Raw genomic sequence first — 20716 nt, 5'->3', positions numbered from 1 at the left:
GAGGCAGTCGTGCCCCCACTCGAGTGGCCGCTGCACCCCGACTGAAACCCGCCCAGCCTGAGACGACCAGGCCACTCGACGGGGGTTGTCGGCCACCCAACGCCGTCGCGTCCCCACTCGAGTGGCCGCTGCGCCCCGACTTGAACCCGCCCAGCCTGAGACGACGGGGCCACTCGACGGGGGGTTGTCGGCCACCCGAGGCAGTCGTGCCCCCACTCGAGTGGCCGCTGCACCCCGACTGAAACCCCCAGCCTGAGACGACGGGGCCACTCGACGGGGGTCGTCGGGCACCCGAGGCAGTCGTCCCCCCACTCGAGTGGCCGCTGCACCCCGCCGCGTCACGCGCGGACCGCCCAGCGAAGCGAGCGGAGCGAGCCCAGAAGGCAGGAACTAACGAGTAACCTCCGCCGTTCGACCGATGTGGGTGCCCCACTCACGCGGCCGCGGCACGGAACCTCCCCTGACTCCGAGCCGCGGCCGCCCCGTCGGCCGGCCCCCTTTCGGGGGGACGGCCGGCGTGGACGGGGAACCGCGGGAATCGCCGTCCCGTCGCAAGGGCGCGGCACGTAAAGTGGCCGTACGCCCGACGAGACGCGCAGGCGACCTGACGTATGCCGTCTCGCGGGCGTGGGACTTCGGTCACGTCGCCGACGTGGCCGGCCGAGAGGGGAAGGGACCCGTTCGAGATGACTGACCAGCCCGCCGCCCAGTCCGCCGCGCAGGCAGCACCGCCGCCCGCCGCTGCCCAGGTCGCGCCTCTCGAGCCGCCGCCCGGCGAGGCGTTCATCCTCACGGCGCCGGCCGCCACCGGCCCGGTGGCCGCCACCAGCGCCCCGAAGATGGCTCCTGCCGTTCCCGAAGCAGCCCTCCCGGGGCTGGACTCCAAGGTCGACACCTACCTCGACTCGCTCATGCGGGCCGCCACGAAGTCGCCCGAGTGGGAGACCAAGGCCGCGGACGTGCGCTCGATGGGCAACGACGAGGTGCGCTTCGCGGCCGAGAGCTCCAACCGGATGCTCCAGATGCCGGTCAAGGCCCTCAACGAGGGGAGCCTCACCGCCAACTCCAAGGTCGGCTCCACGTTGCTCGACCTGCGCCGCACGGTCGAGGACCTCGACCCGGGGCAGGCCCAGGGGGCCAAGAAGTTCCTCGGCATGATCCCCTTCGGCGAGAAGGTCACCGACTACTTCCGCAAGTACCAGTCGGCGCAGTCGCACCTCAACGGCATCCTCCACTCGCTGCAGTCGGGCCAGGACGAGCTGCAGAAGGACAACGTCGCGCTCAACCTGGAGAAGAAGAACCTCTGGGAGTCGATGGGCCGGCTCAACCAGTACGTCTACGTCGCGGAGCGCCTCGACGCCAAGCTCGCCGCCCAGGTGGCCACGCTCGACACCACCGACCCGGAGCGGGCCAAGGCGATGCGCGAGGACGTGCTGTTCTACGTGCGACAGAAGCACCAGGACCTGCTGACCCAGCTCGCGGTGTCGATCCAGAACTACCTGGCGATCGACATCATCATCAAGAACAACATCGAGCTCATCAAGGGTGTCGACCGGGCGACGACGACGACGGTGTCGGCGCTGCGCACGGCCGTCATCGTCGCGCAGGCCCTGAACAACCAGCAGCTCGTGCTCGACCAGATCACCGCCCTCAACACGACGACGTCGGGGATCATCGAGCGGACCTCGGAGGCCCTCAAGCAGAACTCCGCGCGCATCCAGGAGCAGTCCGCGAGCTCGACCCTGTCGATGGAGTCGCTGCAGAAGGCGTTCGCGAACATCTACGAGACGATGGACACCATCGACCAGTTCAAGGTGCGCGCCCTCGACAACATGGCCGCGACGATCGGCACGCTCGAGACCGAGGTCGCCAAGTCGCGCACCTACCTCGACCGGGTCGCCGCCCAGGACCAGCGGCGCGCGGAGAACGCCGCGCCGGGGGTGCTCGACCTCGGCACGGGCCGGTAGCGCTCGCCGGGTCGCCGCGGTCTCGGCTCCGGCGACCTGGCAGCACGAGGCCCGCAGCTCGCGAGCAGCACATGAGCAGGCCGCACGGACGCGGCACCGGCGCCAGCGCCGGACATGAGAACCGCAAAGGGGACATGACGTGGGAATCCGGTCGTGGTTCGGGTTGGACAAGCCCGAGGCACCAGAGCCGCCGCGCCCTGGGCCGCCCACGACCGAGCAGCTGCTCGAGGCTCTCGACTCGGTCGAGCAGCAGGCGCGCGACGGGCAGGTCCCCGGAGTGGTGCTCTCGCGCCTGCTCCGCGTGAGCCGCATCGTCCGGCAGACCCTCCCGCGCCTGGCCAACCTCGGCATCGGCAGCTCCCAGGGGTACAGCGTCATGGCGACGGCGGCCGACTACCTACCGGTCGCGATCGGCAACTACCTGCGCCTGCCCCGGGACTGGGCGGACACCCGGCCGATCTCCGACGGGAAGAGCTCGGTGATGCTCCTCGTCGACCAGCTCGACCTGCTCGGCGCGACCATGGACAAGGTCTACGACGCCGTATGCCGTGCCGACGCGGAGGCGATCATCGTGCACGGGGCGTTCCTCGAGCAGAAGTTCGGCCACCCCTCCACCGGTGGGTCGCTCGGGCTCGACGCCCCGGACCCCGAGCCGTCCGCGGCGCCCCCGCCGCACTCCCCGACCGAGCTCACCCAGCCCGTCCAACCCACCCAGACCAGCCAGCCCAGCCAGCACGTCCAGCCCAGCCAGCCCATCCAGAACCCGGTGCCGTCGTCGACGCCCCGGCCCCTCGCCCCGCCGGAGTGATGCATGAGCACCACACGCTCCCATGACGGGTCGCGGCTCGCCGAGAGCCTCGACCAGCTCACCGACATCGCCGCGGAGGCCGGCCTCGACCCGGCGCAGGCACGCGACGAGGGACTGCGCGTGGCAGCCGCGCTGTCCGAGGCCGTGCCGGGCGCCGCGACGGGCTGGGCCGAGGTCGCACACCCGGGGCTGACCGACCTGAGCCGGATCAACGACGCCTTCTTCGACGCCGCCTCACGGGGCCGCCGGTGGCGCGGCTCCCCCACGGACCTGCTCGAGTCGCTCGTGTCGTCCGGCAGCTCGCTGGCAGACGAGTATGCCGAGGCGCTCACCGAGGTGGCGTCCGCGGCGGTGATGCTCGGCACCGCGCCGATCTGGGTGATCGCCAACGCGTCTGCTGCCTCGGGCGCGTACCTTGCCGCGGCGCGCGCAGTCCCCCGCCTGCCGGCATACCCCGGGATGGGGCCGGGCGGCATACCCGGGCTCGGGACCGGCGCGCCCGACCTCGCGCGCCCCAACCTCGTCGGACCCATGGAGTCGCCTGGGACACCAGGCGGCTCGCTCTCTCCCGCGGCCGGGATGCCTGGGACGGCCGGGGCGTCTGGTGGCGCCACAGCGACAGCGGACGCCGCGGCGACCGCCGAGCCGGAGGCGCCTGCGGAGCCCGAGAAGTCGGTGCAGGAGCTGCTCGCCGAGCTCGACGCGATGATCGGCCTCGACCGCGTCAAGAAGGAGATCCACCGGCAGGTCGCCCTGCTCTCGGTGGAGAAGATGCGCGCCGAGGCGGGGCTCAAGGCTCCGAAGATGAGCCGGCACCTGATCTTCGTCGGCAACCCCGGGACCGGAAAGACGACCGTGGCACGGCTCGTCGGCGCGATCTACCGCGCGCTCGGGCTGCTGCCCAAGGGCCAGCTCGTCGAGGTCGACCGGAGCGAGCTCGTGGCCGGGTACGTCGGCCAGACCGCGATGAAGACCGCCGAGGTCTGCGCCCGCGCCGTCGGTGGCGTGCTCTTCATCGACGAGGCGTACGGCCTGACGGGCGACCAGTTCGCGCAGGAGGCGGTCAACACCCTCGTCAAGGAGATGGAGGACCACCGCGACGACCTCGTGGTCATCGTCGCCGGCTATCCCGACCCGATGGTCGCGTTCATCGCGCAGAACCCCGGGCTCGCGAGCCGGTTCACCACGACGATCGAGTTCGACGACTACACCGACGACGAGCTCCTCGACATCCTCGACTCGATCGCGACCGGCTCCGACTACGAGCTCACCGACGAGGCCCACGCTCGCGTCAGGGAGATCTTCGAGGCCACCGCGCGCACCTCGATGTTCGGGAACGGACGCTTCTCGCGCAACCTCTTCGAGCACGCCGTCGGCCGCCACGCGTGGCGGCTCAAGGACGCGACGGAGCCAACTCGCGACGAGCTGCGTCTACTCACCGCAGACGACTTCATCGACCAGCCGGACGACGAGCCCGAGACCACTCCCGACGACCAGCCCGACGACCAGCCCGACGACCAGCCCGACGACCAGCCCGACGACCAGCCCGTGGGGACGACCGCCGGCCAGGTTCCGGACCGACCCGAGGGTGAGGCGACCGAGCATCGGGACCCGGTCAGGGCAGACCCTGATGGTTCCACACCGGCCGATGAGGCAGTCTCGGACGAGCAGCACCCACCGAGCAAGGACACCGCATGACGAGCGCACCGACGACGAACATCCCCGTCGCCATACCCGCCGGCGCGCCGCGGGGGGCCACCGGGCCGCAGCAGCCACGCACCATCGCCGGCAGCCTGCCCGCCGCCCGCACCGTCGCCAACCGCCTGCTGCACGGCACGCCGGGCCGGATGCGCCTGTTCGGGCTGCTCGGGGTCATCGCCGCGGTCGCGCTCGGCGCGATCAGCGCCAACGCCCTGCTCGCCTCGCAGGCGGCCGTCGAGCGGGCCGCCAACAACATCGCCCAGGTCGTGCGGGTCCAGTCCATGCACGTCGACCTGCTGCGCGCCGACGCCGTCGCCACCAACGCCTTCCTCGTCGGCGGCCTCGAGTCCGCCGCGTCGCGCAAGAGCTACGACGACGCCATGTCACGGGTCGCGTCGGGCATCGCCGAGGCCGCGGCCGCTCAGCCCGCCGACGGCACCGCCCTCGGCGCCCTGTCCCAGAAGGTGCAGACGTATGCCGCTCTGGTGGAGCAGGCGCGTGCGAACAACCGGCTCGGCCTGCCGGTGGGCGCGCAGTACCTCACGCAGGCCAGCGCCGGGCTGCGGTCCGACGCGATCCCGATCGTCGAGGCGATCGTCAGCGCCAACGAACACCGGGCCCAGGACGAGTTCGACCGCAGCAACTCGAGCCTTCAGCTGCTCGTCGGCGTCGCGGCGCTGGTCGGCCTGGCCGCGATCTCGATCTGGCTCGCGCGCCGCACCCACCGTTACGTCAACCCGTCCCTGACCGGCGCCGTCGTCGTGCTCATCGTCGCGCTGTTCGTCACGGCGTCGGTCGTGGGCAGCCTCGCCGGGGCGACCCGCGACGTCGCGAGCGGTGACTACCAGACGGCCGTGAAGCTCGCCGGCGTGACCACCGCCGCCAACGACGCCCGCGCCAACGAGAGCCTGACCCTGATCCGGCGCGGCTCGGGCGACGCCTTCGAGAAGTCCTGGCAGAAGGACGGGGGCCTGGTCGACCAGGGCATCACCGAGCTCGACCAACGCAACGTCGCAGAAGCCGGGAACCTCGACCAGCTGTGGAAGGCCTATTCCGACACCCACAAGCAGGTCCGCACGCTCGACGACGGCGGCAAGTGGGACGACGCGGTCAAGCTCTCGACGAGCACCGCCGCCAGCGGCGCGGCCGGGACCTTCCAGGCCTTCGACACCGCCGCCAGCCAGGCCCGCGACAAGGCCAGCACCTCGGCCGTCGACACGTTGCGCGGTCTGGGCGGCTCGGCCGGCTTCTACGCCCTCGGCATCGCCGCCGTCGCGCTGCTCGCGGCGTGGCTCATCGTCCGGGGCATCGGCCAGCGAATCGAGGACTACCGATGACGACCATCACCTTCTCCCAACGCCCAAGGGGCGGCGAAGAGGAGATCGGGGTCAGCCGCGGCGCCGGCGTTGCCTGGACGCAGCGCAGCGAGCGACGAACGATCGAGCGCAGCGGAGGAAGGCAACGCCCTGCAGGCGCCGCGGGCACGCGCCGCAGCGAATCGAGGCGCCAAAAGCTCAGCGCGGCGGCGCTCGGCGTCGTCGCCCTCGCCGGCCTCGCCGGATGCTCGAGCGTCACCTACGCCCAGACCCCGCTGCCGCCGGCGCCGACGGCGAGCGCGCCGCCCAGCGCGGCTGCGGCCGCCCCGCAGACCTGCAACAACGCCACCCAGTCGTATGACCCGCTGCCCACCGTGCCGAGCAGCAGCTCGATCAGCGACGCCACGGTCCGCAAGATCCTCGACCGCGGCTACCTCACGGTCGGGGTGTCCGCGGACACCTACCTGTTCGCCGCGCGCGACCCCTTCACCGGCCAGATCAGCGGCTTCGACATCGACATCGCCAAGGCCGTGGCGCAGAGCCTGTTCGGGACCGCGACCGGCCACCTGCAGCTGCGGGTCATCACCGCCGCCGACCGGCTGCCGCTGCTGCAGGACCGCAAGGTCGACATGGTGACGCGCAACATGTCGATGACGTGCGACCGCTGGGACAAGATCGGCTTCTCCGCGGAGTACTACCGCGCCGGCCAGAAGGTCCTCGTCAGCAAGGCCGCCCCGAACGCCGCGAACCTCTCGCTCGCAGACCTCAAGGGCAAGCGCGTGTGCGCCCCGTCCGGCACGACCTCCCTGGCCAAGCTGCAGTCCGTCGAGGGCCCGATCCCCGTTACGGCCGCCAACCACACGGGCTGCCTCGTCCTCTTCCAGCAGGGCAAGGCCGACGCCATCACCGGTGACGACACGGTCCTGGCGGGCCTCGCCGCGCAGGACCCGAACACCGTGGTCACCAAGGCCAAGGCGATCACCGCCGAGCCCTATGGCATCGGCGTCAACAAGGCCGACGTCTACTTCGCGCAGTACCTCAACCGGGTGCTCGCCGACATGGAGTCCGACGGCCGGTGGAAGCAGATCTACAACACGTGGCTCGCCGGCCCGCTCGGGGCCGGCGCCACTCCCCCGACCCCGGTGTACGGACGCTGAGCCGCCGATGACCGCCGTGCCGCAGACTCCCTCCGACCCCGGTTCGGGCATCGTCGCCCCACCCGCGCCGGGTCGGCTGGGCGTGCCTGTGCAGGCGGCGGAGGCCCAGACGTACCTCAACGCCCTGCGCGTGTGGGTCACCCAGCGCCGGGCCGACCTCAACGAGGTCGACCGCGCTGTCCTCAAGCTCTCGCAGGCCGAGCAGGTCGCGATCACCACCGACCTCACGGTCGCGCTGACCTTCTGGAAGGCCGTGAGCGACCGCCTCACGCTGCTCGAGACGACGTTCGACGGCGGCCGGGTGGGGCCGAAGGAGGCCGAGCGCCTGTCGACCCTGATCCACGGGCGCCTCGACTCGAACACCACCGAGCACCTCGCTCTGGCCTCCAGCGGGTCCCTTGCGGTGAGCCTCCCCGAGGCGTGCCGGCTGCTCGACTCGCTGACGCGAACGCTCCAGGCCCGAGCCTCGCTGGCGCCGGGAGCCGCCGAGGCCAGCCAGCGGATCACCTTGGTACGCGCGGGAGTCGAGCGCGTCCGCGACCAGATCCCGCTCGTGCCCGTCGGGCCGCAGCGGGACGAGGCCGCTGAGAAGCTGGCCCGCCTGGACCGCCGCACCACCGACCTCGTCGAGCGCGCCCGCCGCGGCGCTGACGTCGGCGGCATCATCGGGCCGCTCGAGATCGACGTCGCCGTCCTCGAGCGCGACCTCATCGTCGAGGCCGCCGAGCGCGCCTCGGCGGCCAAGAGCCGGCTGCGCACCCAGCAGCAGGTGGAGGAGCTCGATGCCCGGGCCGCGGCCATCCGGGCCCTCGAGAAGGCCTGCATCGAGGCGATCACGCCCGCCCCGCACCTGGCCATCCCCAACGTCCGCGCGCTGGGACCGGTGCCGCAGTCGGCAGCCGAGCTCGCGGCATACCGGGAGAAGCTGGAGCGTGTGTCGCGCGCGCTCGACCTCGCCCACGAGACGTATGCCGCCGGGCTCGCCGAGCGCGACGAGGTCGTCGGGCTCGTCGGCGCGGTCGGCGCGATGGCCGCGTCGGCCTCCCTCACCCCGGAGGCCACCGCCGACCTCGGCGACCTGCGCGCCCGCCTCGACGCGACCTTGGCCACGACGCCCCTGCCCATCGCCCGCGCCCGGGCGCTCGCGGCGGCATACCAGGCCTATGTCGACACGGCCACCCGCTCGTCCCGCGCCGCGACCCGTCCCGCTCCCCGAACCCAGAGGCCACGCGCATGAAGTGCAACCAGCCGGGCTGCTCCGGAAACATCGTCGACGGTTACTGCGACGTCTGCGGCATGTCGGTCGACACCGCCCCCGCGGTCCCCGCGGCCGCGACCGCCGGCGCCCTCTCCTCCCCCGCCTCCCCGCCGCTGCCTCCCCCGTATGCCGCACCGTCGGCCAACGCGATCCCCGAAGGCGAGCCGTGCCAGCAGCCCGGATGCCACGGCAAGATCGACGCCGGCTACTGCGACGTGTGCGGCACACCCGCCGACCAGCAGGGTGTCGCGGCGCTGGCGCCGGCCGCGGGGCAGGAGCAGACCGTGCCCGCGGGCGTCGGGCCCGAGATCTCCACCCGTTCGGCCGCCTCGAGCAACCTCGCCTCGGCGGCCTTGGGCTCCAGGCGCGCCCGTGAGTCGGGCTCGGTCGCGACCAGGCGCACGAGCGGGTCGCAGCGGCTGCGTTCCGCGCGGCTCGGCGGCGGCATCACGACCGTCCGGCCCGCCCCGACCATCGACGCCGAGAAGGCCCTGCTGGCCGATCCGACCGTCCCGGAGAACAAGCGCTTCTGCCCCAAGTGCGGCGAGCCCGTCGGCCGCGGCCGCGACGGCAGGCCCGGCCGAACGACCGGGTTCTGCGCCAAGTGCCGCCACCCGTTCTCGTTCGACCCCAAGCTCAAGGCGGGCGACCTCGTCGCCGGCCAGTACGAAGTCGCCGGCTGCCTCGCCCACGGCGGCCTCGGCTGGATCTACCTCGCGCGCGACAAGAACGTGTCGGACCGCTGGGTCGTGCTCAAGGGCCTGCTCAACTCTGCCGACCCCGACGCCCTCGCGGCCGCCATCGCCGAGCAGCGGTTCCTGGCCCAGGTGTCACACCCGAGCATCGTCGAGATCTACAACTTCGTGACCCACGACGACGCCGGCTACATCGTCATGGAGTACGTCGGCGGCACGTCGCTCAAGTCGATCCTCAAGCAGCGGATGCAGCACGCCGGGCGGTACGACCCGCTGCCCGTGGACCAGGCCCTCGCGTACATCCTCGAGATCCTGCCCGCCTTCCAGTACCTCCACGACCTCGGGCTGGTCTTCTGCGACTTCAAGCCCGACAACATCATCCAGGTCGGCGACGAGGTCAAGCTCATCGACCTCGGTGGCGTGCGCCGGGCCGACGACGAGGACTCCGCGATCTTCGGGACCGTCGGCTACCAGGCTCCGGAGGTGGCAGAGCTCGGCGTCTCCGTCGCGTCCGACATCTACACGATCGGGCGCACCCTGGTCGTGCTGACGATGGAGTTCCGCGGCTACCAGACGACGTACCTCAACACCCTGCCCGCACAGGACACCGTGCCGGTCTTCCAGAAGTACGACTCGTACTACCGCCTGGTCGCCAAGGCATGCGCGCCCAACCGCGACGACCGCTTCGTGTCGGCCGACGAGCTGCGCTCGCAGATGATCGGGGTGCTGCGGGAGGTCGTCGCGCTCGACAAGGGCGCGGGGGCCGCCACGACGACCGTCGGGTCGCTGCTGTTCGACGTGCCAACTCCGGGCGTCGAGCCCGACGACTGGCGCAACCTTCCGGCCCTGCGCCGCGACCCGCACGACCCCCTCGTCGGCTGGCTGGCGACGGTCAGCGGCACTCCTAACGAGCGCCTCGAGCGCCTCGCCAGCGCCCCGAAGAGCTCGACCGAGGTGCTCCTCGAGCGCGCCCGCACCGCTCTCGACGCCGGCCTGCGCGACATCGCCGAGAAGACCGCCGCCGAGCTGCTCAGCGCCGACCCGTGGGAGTGGAGGGCGGTCTGGATCCAGGGACTGGCCGCCCTCGAGCGTGGGGACGCACGCGCGGCCCAGGCGGCGTTCAACGCCGTCTACGGCCAGGTGCCCGGCGAGCTCGCACCGAAGCTCGCCCTGGCCCACGCGTGCGAGAAGGCCGGCGACGACGCCGTCGCCGAGAACCTCTACGTCGCCTGCGCGCGCACCGACGCCACCTATGTGCCGATGGCCGCCTTTGGCCTCGCCCGGATCCGCGCCGCCCGCAAGGACGTCGACGGTGCGGTCGCGGCATACCGTCTCGTGCCGGCGCAGTCGAGCGCCTTCCGCACCGCGCGGGCAGGGCTCGCCGAGCTGCTCACCAAGGCCAACCGCGGCCTGCCCGACCTCGCCGAGGCTCTGCGCACCCTCGACGACACGTCGCTGACCGCCCGGCGGCGGGCCGAGCTGACGACGCTCATCTACCGCGAGGCTCTCGAGACCGTCGAGAAGACGGGCAACAAGGCCGACATCCGCATCGGCACGCACAAGGGCACCCCGACCGGGCTGCGTCTCGGCCTCGAGGAGTCCCTGCGCGAGCTCGCGAAGCGCACGCCCGACCTCGCTGAGCGCGTCCCGCTCGTCGACGAGGCCAACGCCATCCGACCCTGGAGCCTCTTTTGAGCGACAGTCCGACCACGGGCGCCACCGACCCGACCACTCTCGCGCAGCCCGGCGACGTGCACACGCAGCCCGTCGAGGGTCTCGCGCGGGCTGCTGCGTCGCTGCGCGACTGCCCCGTTTGCGGCACGGCCAACCCCGCCGAAGCGAGCTTCTGCGAGGCCTGCGGCGCCGACCTTGCGGCAGCCGGAGGGGGCGCTACAGGTGTGGGCGCCGGTCTGCCCGGCGTCACCGCGGCGAGCGCGACCGGGGCTTCGACGGGGCCGAGCCCCTACGGCGTGGCCGAAGAGACGCTGATGGCGACGGCGACCCCGCAGACGGCGCCGGCCGGTGAGGAGTCACCCCTCGACGTCGGCTGGACCGGTGCCGTGCCGTCGGCCGCCGTCACCCCGGTGGACGACGACCTCTGCACCGCCTGCGGCCAGGGACACATCGTCGACGGCTACTGCGACAACTGCGGCACGCCCCCACCCGACCCCCGCAACCACTACACCGAGGCACCGGCCGCATGGGTCGCCGGCGTCTGCGACATCGGCAAGCGGCATACCCGCAACGAGGACGCCATGGCGCTCAGCGCGGCGGACCTGCCCGGCTCGCGCGCCGTGCTCGTCGTCTGCGACGGCGTCTCGATGGCGACCGACTCACACATCGCCTCGCTCGCCGCCGCCAAGGCCGCGCGCGCGGTCCTCGACCAGCCGTTCCCCAAGGGCGTCGGCACCCCCGAGGCGTGGGCGGCGGGCGCCGGACGCGCCCTGGCCGGCGCGGTCGCCCGCGCCAACCAGGCCGTGGTCGACGCGGTCATCGCCGACGTGCCCAACCCGCCGTCGTGCACCATCGCCGCCGCAGTGGTCGAGGACGGCGTCGTCGTCGCCGGAAACGTCGGCGACAGCCGGGTCTACTGGCTGCCCGACGCGGCCGCTGAGCCCGCTCAGCAGCTCGGCCGGGACGACTCGTTCGCGCAGGAGCGGATGGCCAGCGGGGTCTCCCGCGAGGCGGCCGAGAACGGCCCGCACGCGCACTCGATCACGCGCTGGCTCGGCAAGGACGCGCCCGACGACCTCACCCCCAACCTGACCACGCTGACCCCCGGCGCAGGCTGGCTCCTCGTGTGCTCCGACGGGCTGTGGAACTACTGCTCCGAGGCCGAGGACGTGCGACGCCTCGTGCACAACGGACTCGACGAGGTCGACGACGACCAGCCGACCACGATCGCCCAGTGGCTCGTCGACTTCGCCAACGAGCAGGGCGGTCGGGACAACATCACGGTTGCCCTCGCCAGACTGGCTGGGCAAGGATCGACAGTGACGACACAGACGACACGGACGACAGAGACGACAGGGGCGGCCGCGGACGCGACGCCGGAGGAAGGGAACCCGATCGATGGCTGACTTCACCGCAGAGGTTTTCCAGAACGAGTTCCTGCCCGACGGGGGCACCGACGTGCACGCGATCGTCCGCGTCACCTCGACCGGTGCCACCGCAGGTGCAGGCTCGGCCGGGACGACCGACCCGGGCTCGGCGGCGGAGGTCATCCTCATCGACACCTCGGGCTCCATGGGCCGGCGCGGCGTGCAGGCGGCGGGCGAGGCGGCCAAGGCAGCGCTCGCCGAGATCACCGACGGCACCCTCTTCTCGATCGTCTCCGGCAACGGCACCGCACAGATCGTCTACCCCTACAGCCACCAGGGCGCGCTCGTGCCCATGTCGTCGCACACGCGGGGGGAGGCCACCCGTGCCATCGACGGGCTGCGGGCCAACGGGGGCACCGCGATGGGCACCTGGCTCACCCTCGCCCGGCAGATCTTCGAGACCGTCCCCTACGTCACCAAGCGGCACGCGATCCTGCTCACCGACGGCGTCAACGAGGGCGAGACGCCCGCGTCGCTCGCCGCGGCCGTGCGCAGCTGCGTGGGCGTCTTCCAGTGCGATGCCCGCGGCGTCGGCGACCAGTGGCGCGTCGACGAGGTCCGCGGCATCGCTTCGTCGCTGCTCGGCTCGGTCGACCTCATCCCGGCCCCCGAGGACATGGCGGCCGAGTTCGAGAAGATGATGCGCGCCTCGATGTCGCGGGGCGTGGCCAACGTCGAGGTGCGGGTGTGGGTGCCCCAGGGTGCCGAGCTGCTCTTCGTCAAGCAGGTGTCTCCCTCGCTCGAGGACCTCACACCACGACGCACCCAGATCAACCCGTTGACCGGCGCCTACCCGACCGGCGCCTGGTCCGACGAGAGCCGCGACTACCACGTGGCCGTGCGGCTGCCTGCGCGGACTCTCGGCCAGGAGCAGCTCGCCGCGCGTGTGCAGGTCTCGCTAGGCGGCGACCCCGTCGCCCAGGGCCTGGTCAAGGCCAAGTGGAGCAACGACGACGCCCTGACGACCCGCATCGACCCGGCCGTCGCCGCCTACACGGGTCAGGCGGAGCTCGCGACGGTGATCCAGGAGGGCCTGGCAGCCAAGGCCGCCGGCCAGGACGACGTCGCCACCGCCAAGCTCGGCCGGGCCGTCCAGCTCGCCGACGAGACCGGCAACGAGGAGATCACCACGCGCCTGAAGAAGGTCGTCGACATCGACGACGCCGACACCGGCACGGTCCGGCTCAAGAAGGGCGTGACCAAGATCGACGAGATGTCGCTCGACACCGCCTCGACCAAGACGAGCCGGGTGCGCCGGTGAGTGCCATCTGCCCCAACGGCCACAGGTCGGAGGCCGACGACTACTGCGACACCTGCGGCTCGCCCATCGACCTGAATGCCCAGCCGGCCGCGGCGGGCGGGTCGGGCGGCGCGGGCGCGTCGGGCGGCGCCGGGGCGACGCGCGGGGTGGCTAGCGGCACCGGCACGGCTGGGTCAGCGGGTGAGTCGTTCTCGGCCGCGACCGGCGCACCCCAGCGGTCGTCCCTCGACCTCGACCCCGTCGTCCCGACCGCTGGCGAGGGCGCATCCGGACTGGGCGTCGGCGCGCCGGTGGCACCGGCGCCGACCGGCCTCGAGTGTCCGAACTGCCACACCGAGAACGCCGACGGCGCCCTCTTCTGCGAGGCGTGCGGGTATGACTTCACGACCGGCGCGATGCCGCGCGACGCGGCGGGCGAGGACGGCGAGCTCACGGACGAGGGCGAGGGCGGCGACATCGCCGGCGGCGTTGGGAGCGCGGGCGGACCGGCTGGTGACCTGAGCGACGCGTCGGCCGGTGGGGCCGGCTCGGCGGCTGGTGCCTCGGCTGGTACCTCGGCTGGTGCCTCGGCCGGTCTCTCGGCTGGTATCTCGGCCGGTACCTCGGCCGGTGCCTCGGCTGGGGCTGGGGCTGGCGCCTCGGCAGGCTCTGCGACTGCCGGCGCCAGCACCGGAACCGGCGCCGGCGAGCCGTTCGAGTGGCTCGCCGAGGTGTGGGTCGACCCCGACTGGTACCAGACCCAGGAGGCCGAGGACCCCTGCCCGTCGCCCGGGCTGCCGGTCATCATGCCGCTGCGGCACCGCAGCGTGCTGCTGGGCCGGGTCTCGACAAGCCGCAACACCCATCCCGAGATCGACCTGTCGTCCGACCCCGGCGTGAGCCGGCGTCACGCGCAGCTGACGTCCGACGGGACTCGCTGGTTCGTGGAGGACCTCGGTTCGTCGAACGGGACCTTCGTGGGTCAGGCCTCGGGCCCGCTCCCGGAGGATCCGATCAGCGTGGGTCCCAAGACCGAGCTCGACGACGACGACCGGCTCTACGTCGGAGCGTGGACGCGGGTCGTGGTCCGTCGGGCGACCCCCGACGAGGTCGAGGCATACGCCTGAGGCGAATCGACCGAGCACTCGACCGCACGACTCGGTCGAGTGGTCAACTCGATGCGGCGGCCTGGTCCGAATCGAACTTGAACGTCGCATGAACTCTGGCGACTTTCGCACCGTCGGGCTCTAGGGTGTGCCATGTGACCGAACGGCCCCTCCACCTCGCCGTCGACGTCCCGCAGATCATCGTCGTGACCGGCGTGATGGCGGCGGGCAAGTCCACCGTGTCTCAGCTGCTGGCGGAGCGGTTCTCCAAGGCCGTTCACCTGCGGGGCGACGAGTTCCGCCGCGTCGTCGTGCGCGGCCGCGCGGACATGTCGCCACACGGCGACCCCGAGGCCGAGCGGCAGCTCGCGCTGCGCCACGCGATCGCCGCGCACTCGGCCAACATGTACGCCGACGCCGGCTTCACGGTCGTCGTGCAGGACCTGTTCGTCGGGGCGAGCCTGCAGCCGTTCCTCGACCAGCTGGCCTCGCGGCCCCTGAGCCTCGTGATGCTCGCCCCCGACGTGGGCACGGTGATGCGTCGCGAGGCCGAACGCGTGAAGGTCGGCTACGGCGACCTCTGGTCGATCCGGGACTTCGACCACAAGGTCAAGACCGAGACCCCCCACATCGGGCTCTGGCTCGACAGCTCGGGGCAGACCCCAGAGGAGACGGTCGAGGAGATCATCGCCCGGTTGCCGGAGGCGAGGGTCCACTGAGATGTCCGGACTGACCATCGGCCAGGTCGCCCAGCGCACCGGCGCGGCGACCTCGGCGCTGCGCTACTGGGAGGAGCTCGGGCTGATCGGCTCGGAGCGGACGACCGGCAACCAGCGCCGCTACGAGCGGGCGACGATCCGTCGCGTGTCGTTCATCCGCGCCGCCCAGCGGGTGGGCCTCTCGCTCGACGAGATCGGTGCAGCCCTGGCCACGCTGCCCGACGGCCGGACACCCACTGCGAGCGACTGGGCGAAGCTGTCGCGGTCCTGGCGGGGCCGTCTCGACGAGCAGATCCGCCGGATCGAGAAGCTGCGCGACCAGCTCGACTCGTGCATCGGGTGCGGCTGCCTCAGCCTGCGCACGTGCGCCCTCAACAACCCGTCCGACGTGCTTGCCGAGCGTGGCCCCGGAGCCGTCCTGCTCGAGCCCTGACCCTTCACCCGCCCGTATGCCGTGTGGCGGGGATTCGGGCCCGACGGACCGCCACCAACCCAGCCCCGAAGGGCTCTCTGCGTCTGCTGCACTCTGGTGGCGGTCCAACGGCCCCGGCCGGGATCGAACCCGGCCGGGGCGCGCCCGTTGCCTCAGTCCGTCGCGGCGTCCGCCGGGATGGGGTTGTCCGGCGCGGGAACGCCGGGCCCGCCCGCCGGGCCGGGCGCCGCTGCGCCGACCCCGGCCAGGGCCGGGACCCCGTTGGCGCCGTTCGCACCAGCCGCCAGAGCCGCCTCCGCGTCGAGGTCCGCGGCGGCACCCGCGAACTGCGCGGCATACAGCCTCGCGTACGCACCGTCACGGGCGAGCAGCTCGGCGTGCGAGCCCTGCTCGACGATCTGTCCCTCCTCCATGACGAGGATCAGGTCGGCGTCGCGGATCGTCGAGAGACGGTGGGCGATGACGAAGGACGTCCGGTCGGAGCGGAGCCGCGCCATCGCCTTCTGGACCAGCAGCTCGGTGCGCGTGTCGACCGAGCTGGTCGCCTCGTCGAGGATGAGCAGCGCCGGGTCGGACAGGAACGCTCGGGCGATGGTGACCAGCTGCTTCTCGCCCGCCGAGATGTTCGAGGCCTCGTCGTCGAGCACCGTGTCGTAGCCGTCGGGCAGGGAGTGCACGAACCGGTCGACGTAGGTCGCCCTCGCTGCCGCCAGCACCTCCTCGTCGCTCGCGCCCGGCCGGCCATAGGCGATGTTCTCGCGGATCGTGCCACCGAACAGCCAGGTGTCCTGAAGCACCATGCCGATCCGCGAGCGCAGGCCGTGGCGGGTCAGGTCGCGAATGTCCACGCCGTCCAAGGTGATCCGGCCGCCGTCGAGCTCATAGAACCGCATGATGAGGTTCACGAGCGTCGTCTTGCCGGCTCCAGTCGGGCCGACGATCGCGACCGTCTGTCCGGGGCGGACCGACAGGTCGAGATCCTCGATGAGGGGCTTGTCCGGCGTGTACGAGAACGTGACGTCCTCGAACGCGACAGAGCCGTGCGGGTCCTCGAGCACGGTCGGCGAGGCTGCATCCGGCTCCTGCTCCTCGGCGTCCAGCACCTCGAAGACCCGCTCGGCCGAGGCCACACCCGACTGCAGCACGTTCGCCATCGAGGCGACCTGCGTGAGCGGCTGGGTGAACTGGCGGGAGTACTGGATGAACGCCTGCACGTCACCGAGGCTCATCGTGCCCGACGCGACCCGCAGGCCGCCGACGACGGCGACGAGGACGTAGTTGATGTTTCCGATGAACATCATCGTCGGCATGATGATGCCGCTGATGAACTGCGCACCGAACGAGGCTTCGTAGAGCTCGTCGTTCTTGGTCTCGAAACCGGCCTGGGCCTCCTTCTGGCGGCCGTAGACCTTGACCAGGCCGTGACCGGTGAAGGTCTCCTCGATGATGCCGTTCAGCTCGCCGGTGTTGCGCCACTGCTGGACGAAGAGCTTCTGCGACCGCTTGGCAATGGCTGCCGTGACCGCGACCGAGACCGGGATGGTCACGAGCGCGATGAGCGCCAGCGTCCACGAGATCCAGAACATCATGATCAGCACTGCGACGACCGTGAGCAGCGCGTTGAGCAGCTGGGACAGCGTCTGCTGCAGCGACATGCCGATGTTGTCGATGTCGTTGGTGACCCGGCTGAGCACCTCACCTCGCGGCTGCCGGTCGAAGTACGGCAGCGGCAGCCGGTTGAGCTTGGCCTCGACGTCCTGCCGGAGCTGGAACATCGTCTGCTGCAGCACGCCCTGCAGGATCCAGCCCTGGACCCACAGGAGAAGGGACGCCACGGCATACAGGACGATGACGACCATCAGCACCTGACCGACCGCGGTGAAGTCGATCCCCTGGCCGGGGGTGAAGTCCACGTTGGACAGCAGCTCGGCCTGGGTCGTGTTGCCCGTCGCGCGTGCGGCGTCGACCGCCTGCTGCTTGGTCATCCCGGCCGGCAGCTTCGAGCCGATGAAGCCGGCAAAGATGAGGTCGGTCGCCTTTCCGAGGATCTTCGGCCCGATGGAGCTGAGCAAGACGCTCACCACGGTCAGCGTGATCACGAAGACGACCTTGGCGCGGTGCGGCGTGAGCAGCGCAACCAGCCGCTTGGCCGACGGGCCGAAGTTCAGCGACTTCTCTCCCGGCTGACCCATCTGCATGGGACCGCGTTGGCGCACCGGGCCTCGGCGGGCTTCGGCCGCCTTCTCTTCCTCGGTCTTGACACCCTCAGCCATCAGGCCGCCTCCTCCGCGCCGCGCTGGGACTCGACGATCTCCTGGTACGTCTCGGAGGTCTCGAGCAGCTGGTCATGGGTGCCCTGGCCGACGATGCGGCCGTCCTCGAGCACGACGATGTGGTCGGCGTCGACGATCGTCGACACGCGCTGAGCGACGATGACGACCGTGCTGTGAGCCGTGACCGGCCGCAGCGCCTGGCGCAGCCGGGCGTCCGTCGCCAGGTCGAGCGCCGAGAACGAGTCGTCGAACAGGTAGATGTCGGGGCGTTTGACGATCGCCCGCGCGATGGCGAGACGCTGTCGCTGGCCGCCGGACACGTTCGTGCCGCCTTGGGCGATGTGCCCGTCGAGGCCGCCGTCCATCCGGCTCACGAAGTCCTGGGCCTGCGCGATCCGCAGCGCGTCCCAGAGCTCCTCGTCGGTGGCGTCGGGGTTGCCGTATCGCAGGTTGGTCGCGACCGTGCCGCTGAACAGGTACGGCTTCTGCGGGACGAGCCCGATCTTGCTCCACAGCTCCTCGAGCGACAGGTCGCGCACGTCCACGCCGCCCACCGCGACCCGGCCCTCGGAGATGTCGAAGAGGCGCGGCACGAGGCCGAGCAGGGTCGTCTTGCCGGCGCCCGTCGAGCCGATGATCGCCGTCGTCCGGCCGGGGGACGCGGTGAACGTCACGTCGTGGAGCACGGCATTCTCGGCGCCGGGGTAGTGGAAGTCGACACCCTTGAACTCGATGCCTGCCGGAGCGGTGCGCATCGGGATAGGCTGCACCGACTCGCTCACGGTCGAGGTCGTTCCGAGGACCTCCTGGATGCGGCCGGCGGAGACCGCGGCGCGGGGGATCATCGTCGCCATGAAGGTCGCCATCATGACGCCCATGAGGATCTGGATGAGGTAGGACAGGAATGCCGTGAGGGCGCCGATCTGCATGTCACCCGAGGCGATCCGGTGGGCGCCGAACCACATCACAGCGACCGACGACATGTTGAAGACGAACAGCACGATCGGGAAGACGAGCGCCATGAGGCGGCCGACCCGAAGGCCCGCCTCCGTGAGCTTGCCGTTCGCCTCGGCGAACCGCTGCTCCTCGTGGTCCTCGCGGACGAAGGCCCGCACGACCCGGATGCCGGTGATCTGCTCGCGCATGACGCGGTTGACCCCGTCGAGCGACTTCTGCATCCGGCCGAACCACGGGACCATCCGCCAGATGACCAAGCCCACGGACAGGCCGAGCAGGGGCACGGCGACCGCGACGAGCCAGGCCAGCCCGAGGTCCTCGCGCAGGGCCATGAACACCCCGCCGACCATCATGATCGGGGTCGTCACGAGCAGCGCGAACCCCATGAAGGTGACCATCTGCACCTGGGTCACGTCGTTGGTGTTGCGCGAGATCAGGGTCGGGGCGCCGAACTTGGCGACCTCCTGCGCTGAGTAGTCGACGACGGTGCCGAAGATGTTGGCACGCAGACCGCGGCCCATCCCCATGGCGACCCGCGCGGCGAAGTAGGTCGCGCCGACGGCGGCCGAGATCTGGGCGAGGCTGACGACGAGCATCAGCGCGCCGTGCCGCAGGATGAAACCGGTGTCACCCTTGGCCACCCCGTCGTCGATGATCTCTCCGTTGAGGCTGGGCAAGTAGAGCGAGGCGATCGTCGCCACGAGCTGCAGGATCACGATCAGGGTGATCTCGCCCTTGTAGGGCTGCAGGTGACTGCGCAGCAGTCGGATCAGCATGGTGGTGCCTTTCGAGTCGTCGAGGTCGCTGGGTACGTTAGGGACTCACGTGGGGTGAGGGTCAACTGCTTTGTCTCTCGTCTGCTCCGGCGTGGATCCACCACCGGCCCGGATCTGCTCGAGCTCCTCGGGGCTGAGCCGTTCGTGCGAGCCGTCGAGCCGGGAGACGCCGCGTAGGGTCTCGGCGTCTCCACCGAGTGCCTCGTAGAGCTCGGCGATCATCAGCCCGCTGCCCGTCGGCGACGGGCGGACGACGAGGCCGTAGAGCACCGTGTCGACGATCTCCTCGGGCGTCAGGACCATGCCGTCGGCGATGCCCGGGTGGCTGCCGGAGAAGGTCAGCAGGCGGATGCGGTGGATCACCTCGCGCGCCGGGACCACGAGGTCGACGGAGTCGTCGACGAGGGCGCCGTTGATGGCATCGAGCAGGGGCTGGTGGGCGGCCACATGCTCGGTGCCCTCGTCGGTGGCGCCGCGCAGGTGCCGGCCGGCCTCGAAGCACGCCATGTGCGGTCCGCGGTTCGGCGGCTGGGTGAGACCGAGCGCGGCCATCAACCCGAAGACGTCGGTGAACCTCTTCTGCATGATCGCCGTGAAGTCGACGAGCCGGTCGCGCATGCTCTGCGACTGGTCGATCGCGGCGATGGCGCGCCTCACCGGGGCCGGGCAGAAGGCGGTCTGCACCGCCTCCGTCTCGAGGGCTTCCTTGGTCGGGAAGACGCGGAAGATCGTGCCTTCGGCGACCCCTGCCTCGTGAGCGATCTCGCTCGTCGAGGGCTTGCGCCCCTCCCGGTGGGCGAGGTCGATGAACACGGCGATGAGCGCGTCTCGCCGGTCGTCCGGATGCATGGGCGCGGCCCGCCCGGTTCGTTCTGCCACCCGACCATCATGAATGAGTGAGCACTCACTCACAAGTCCTTTCCGAAATTCCACCCCCCATCGAGTGGCCCCTCCCTCCCACGAGCACCACCCGTCGAGTGGCCCCTCCCTCCCACGAGCACCACGTCGAATGGCCCCGCCCTCCCACGAACACCACCCGTCGAGTGGCCACTTCATCCCAGGAGTCTCACCAGTCACGTGGCGAGTGGGGCCGGGCGGCCACTCGACGCAGACCGAGTGGGGCCGGGCGGCCACTCGACGCAGACCGAGTGGGGCCGGGCGGCCACTCGACGCAGACCGAGTGGGGCCGGGCGGCCACTCGACGCAGAC

The 20716-nt window shown here is 71.4% G+C and carries 15 protein-coding genes; 12 read left to right on the top strand and 3 right to left on the bottom strand.

The features are described from left to right. The first annotated feature begins 686 nt into the window (after positions 1 to 686). From ACWEOW_RS17185 to soxR, 12 genes are all read left to right on the top strand, one after another. Entirely contained in the window at positions 687 to 1967 is a 1281-nt protein-coding gene (locus tag ACWEOW_RS17185; RefSeq protein WP_452270442.1) for a toxic anion resistance protein, read from the top strand. Positions 1968 to 2106: 139 nt separating this feature from the next. Next, entirely contained in the window at positions 2107 to 2775 is a 669-nt protein-coding gene (locus ACWEOW_RS17180; RefSeq protein ID WP_452270441.1) for a hypothetical protein, read from the top strand. Positions 2776 to 2778: 3 nt separating this feature from the next. Further along, entirely contained in the window at positions 2779 to 4473 is a 1695-nt protein-coding gene (locus tag ACWEOW_RS17175) for an AAA family ATPase (protein WP_452270440.1), read from the top strand. Beyond that, a complete protein-coding gene (locus ACWEOW_RS17170; RefSeq protein WP_452270439.1) occupies positions 4470 to 5813 on the top strand; it encodes a hypothetical protein in 1344 nt (447 codons plus the stop codon). The genes ACWEOW_RS17175 and ACWEOW_RS17170 overlap by 4 nt, the downstream gene beginning before the upstream one ends. Next, positions 5810 to 6949 carry a glutamate ABC transporter substrate-binding protein gene (locus ACWEOW_RS17165; protein ID WP_452270438.1) on the top strand — a complete coding sequence of 380 codons (1140 nt, stop codon included), beginning with the start codon at positions 5810 to 5812 and terminating at the stop codon, positions 6947 to 6949. Before ACWEOW_RS17170 ends, ACWEOW_RS17165 begins: the two co-directional genes overlap by 4 nt. A gap of 7 nt (positions 6950 to 6956) precedes the next feature. Beyond that, the gene (locus ACWEOW_RS17160) at positions 6957 to 8186 is read left to right on the top strand and encodes a hypothetical protein (protein ID WP_452270437.1); all 1230 of its coding nucleotides are present in this window, start codon (positions 6957 to 6959) and stop codon (positions 8184 to 8186) included. Beyond that, positions 8183 to 10597: a tetratricopeptide repeat protein gene (locus ACWEOW_RS17155; RefSeq protein ID WP_452270436.1), complete on the top strand. Its 2415-nt coding sequence runs from the start codon at positions 8183 to 8185 to the stop codon at positions 10595 to 10597. Before ACWEOW_RS17160 ends, ACWEOW_RS17155 begins: the two co-directional genes overlap by 4 nt. Then, a complete protein-coding gene (locus ACWEOW_RS17150; protein WP_452270435.1) occupies positions 10594 to 11982 on the top strand; it encodes a PP2C family protein-serine/threonine phosphatase in 1389 nt (462 codons plus the stop codon). Before ACWEOW_RS17155 ends, ACWEOW_RS17150 begins: the two co-directional genes overlap by 4 nt. Further along, positions 11975 to 13264 (top strand): VWA domain-containing protein, encoded by a 1290-nt coding sequence (locus ACWEOW_RS17145; RefSeq protein ID WP_452270434.1) that lies wholly within the window; start codon positions 11975 to 11977, stop codon positions 13262 to 13264. The genes ACWEOW_RS17150 and ACWEOW_RS17145 overlap by 8 nt, the downstream gene beginning before the upstream one ends. After that, entirely contained in the window at positions 13261 to 14370 is a 1110-nt protein-coding gene (locus tag ACWEOW_RS17140; RefSeq protein ID WP_452270433.1) for an FHA domain-containing protein, read from the top strand. The genes ACWEOW_RS17145 and ACWEOW_RS17140 overlap by 4 nt, the downstream gene beginning before the upstream one ends. A 134-nt stretch (positions 14371 to 14504) precedes the next feature. Continuing rightward, positions 14505 to 15068 carry an AAA family ATPase gene (locus ACWEOW_RS17135; protein ID WP_452270432.1) on the top strand — a complete coding sequence of 188 codons (564 nt, stop codon included), beginning with the start codon at positions 14505 to 14507 and terminating at the stop codon, positions 15066 to 15068. Between the two features lies 1 nt (position 15069). After that, the gene (gene soxR, locus ACWEOW_RS17130; RefSeq protein ID WP_452270431.1) at positions 15070 to 15501 is read left to right on the top strand and encodes a redox-sensitive transcriptional activator SoxR; all 432 of its coding nucleotides are present in this window, start codon (positions 15070 to 15072) and stop codon (positions 15499 to 15501) included. A gap of 152 nt (positions 15502 to 15653) precedes the next feature. Here the strand turns inward: soxR and ACWEOW_RS17125 are convergent, their stop codons facing one another. Genes ACWEOW_RS17125 through ACWEOW_RS17115 form a run of 3 tightly spaced genes read right to left on the bottom strand, consistent with a single transcriptional unit; the run spans position 15654 to position 20386 of the window. Next, entirely contained in the window at positions 15654 to 17774 is a 2121-nt protein-coding gene (locus tag ACWEOW_RS17125) for an ABC transporter ATP-binding protein (RefSeq protein WP_452270430.1), read from the bottom strand. Next, complete coding sequence (locus ACWEOW_RS17120; protein ID WP_452270429.1) at positions 17774 to 19507, bottom strand: ABC transporter ATP-binding protein; 1734 nt, start codon at positions 19505 to 19507, stop codon at positions 17774 to 17776. Before ACWEOW_RS17120 ends, ACWEOW_RS17125 begins: the two co-directional genes overlap by 1 nt. 45 nt (positions 19508 to 19552) lie before the next feature. Further along, the gene (locus ACWEOW_RS17115; protein WP_452270428.1) at positions 19553 to 20386 is read right to left on the bottom strand and encodes a TetR/AcrR family transcriptional regulator; all 834 of its coding nucleotides are present in this window, start codon (positions 20384 to 20386) and stop codon (positions 19553 to 19555) included. Between the last annotated feature and the right edge of the window lie 330 nt (positions 20387 to 20716).

It is taken from the genome of Monashia sp. NPDC004114 (genome assembly GCF_053603855.1).
The sequence above is the reverse complement of the archived record's forward strand: the minus strand, read 5'-3'. Positions and strand labels throughout refer to the sequence as shown.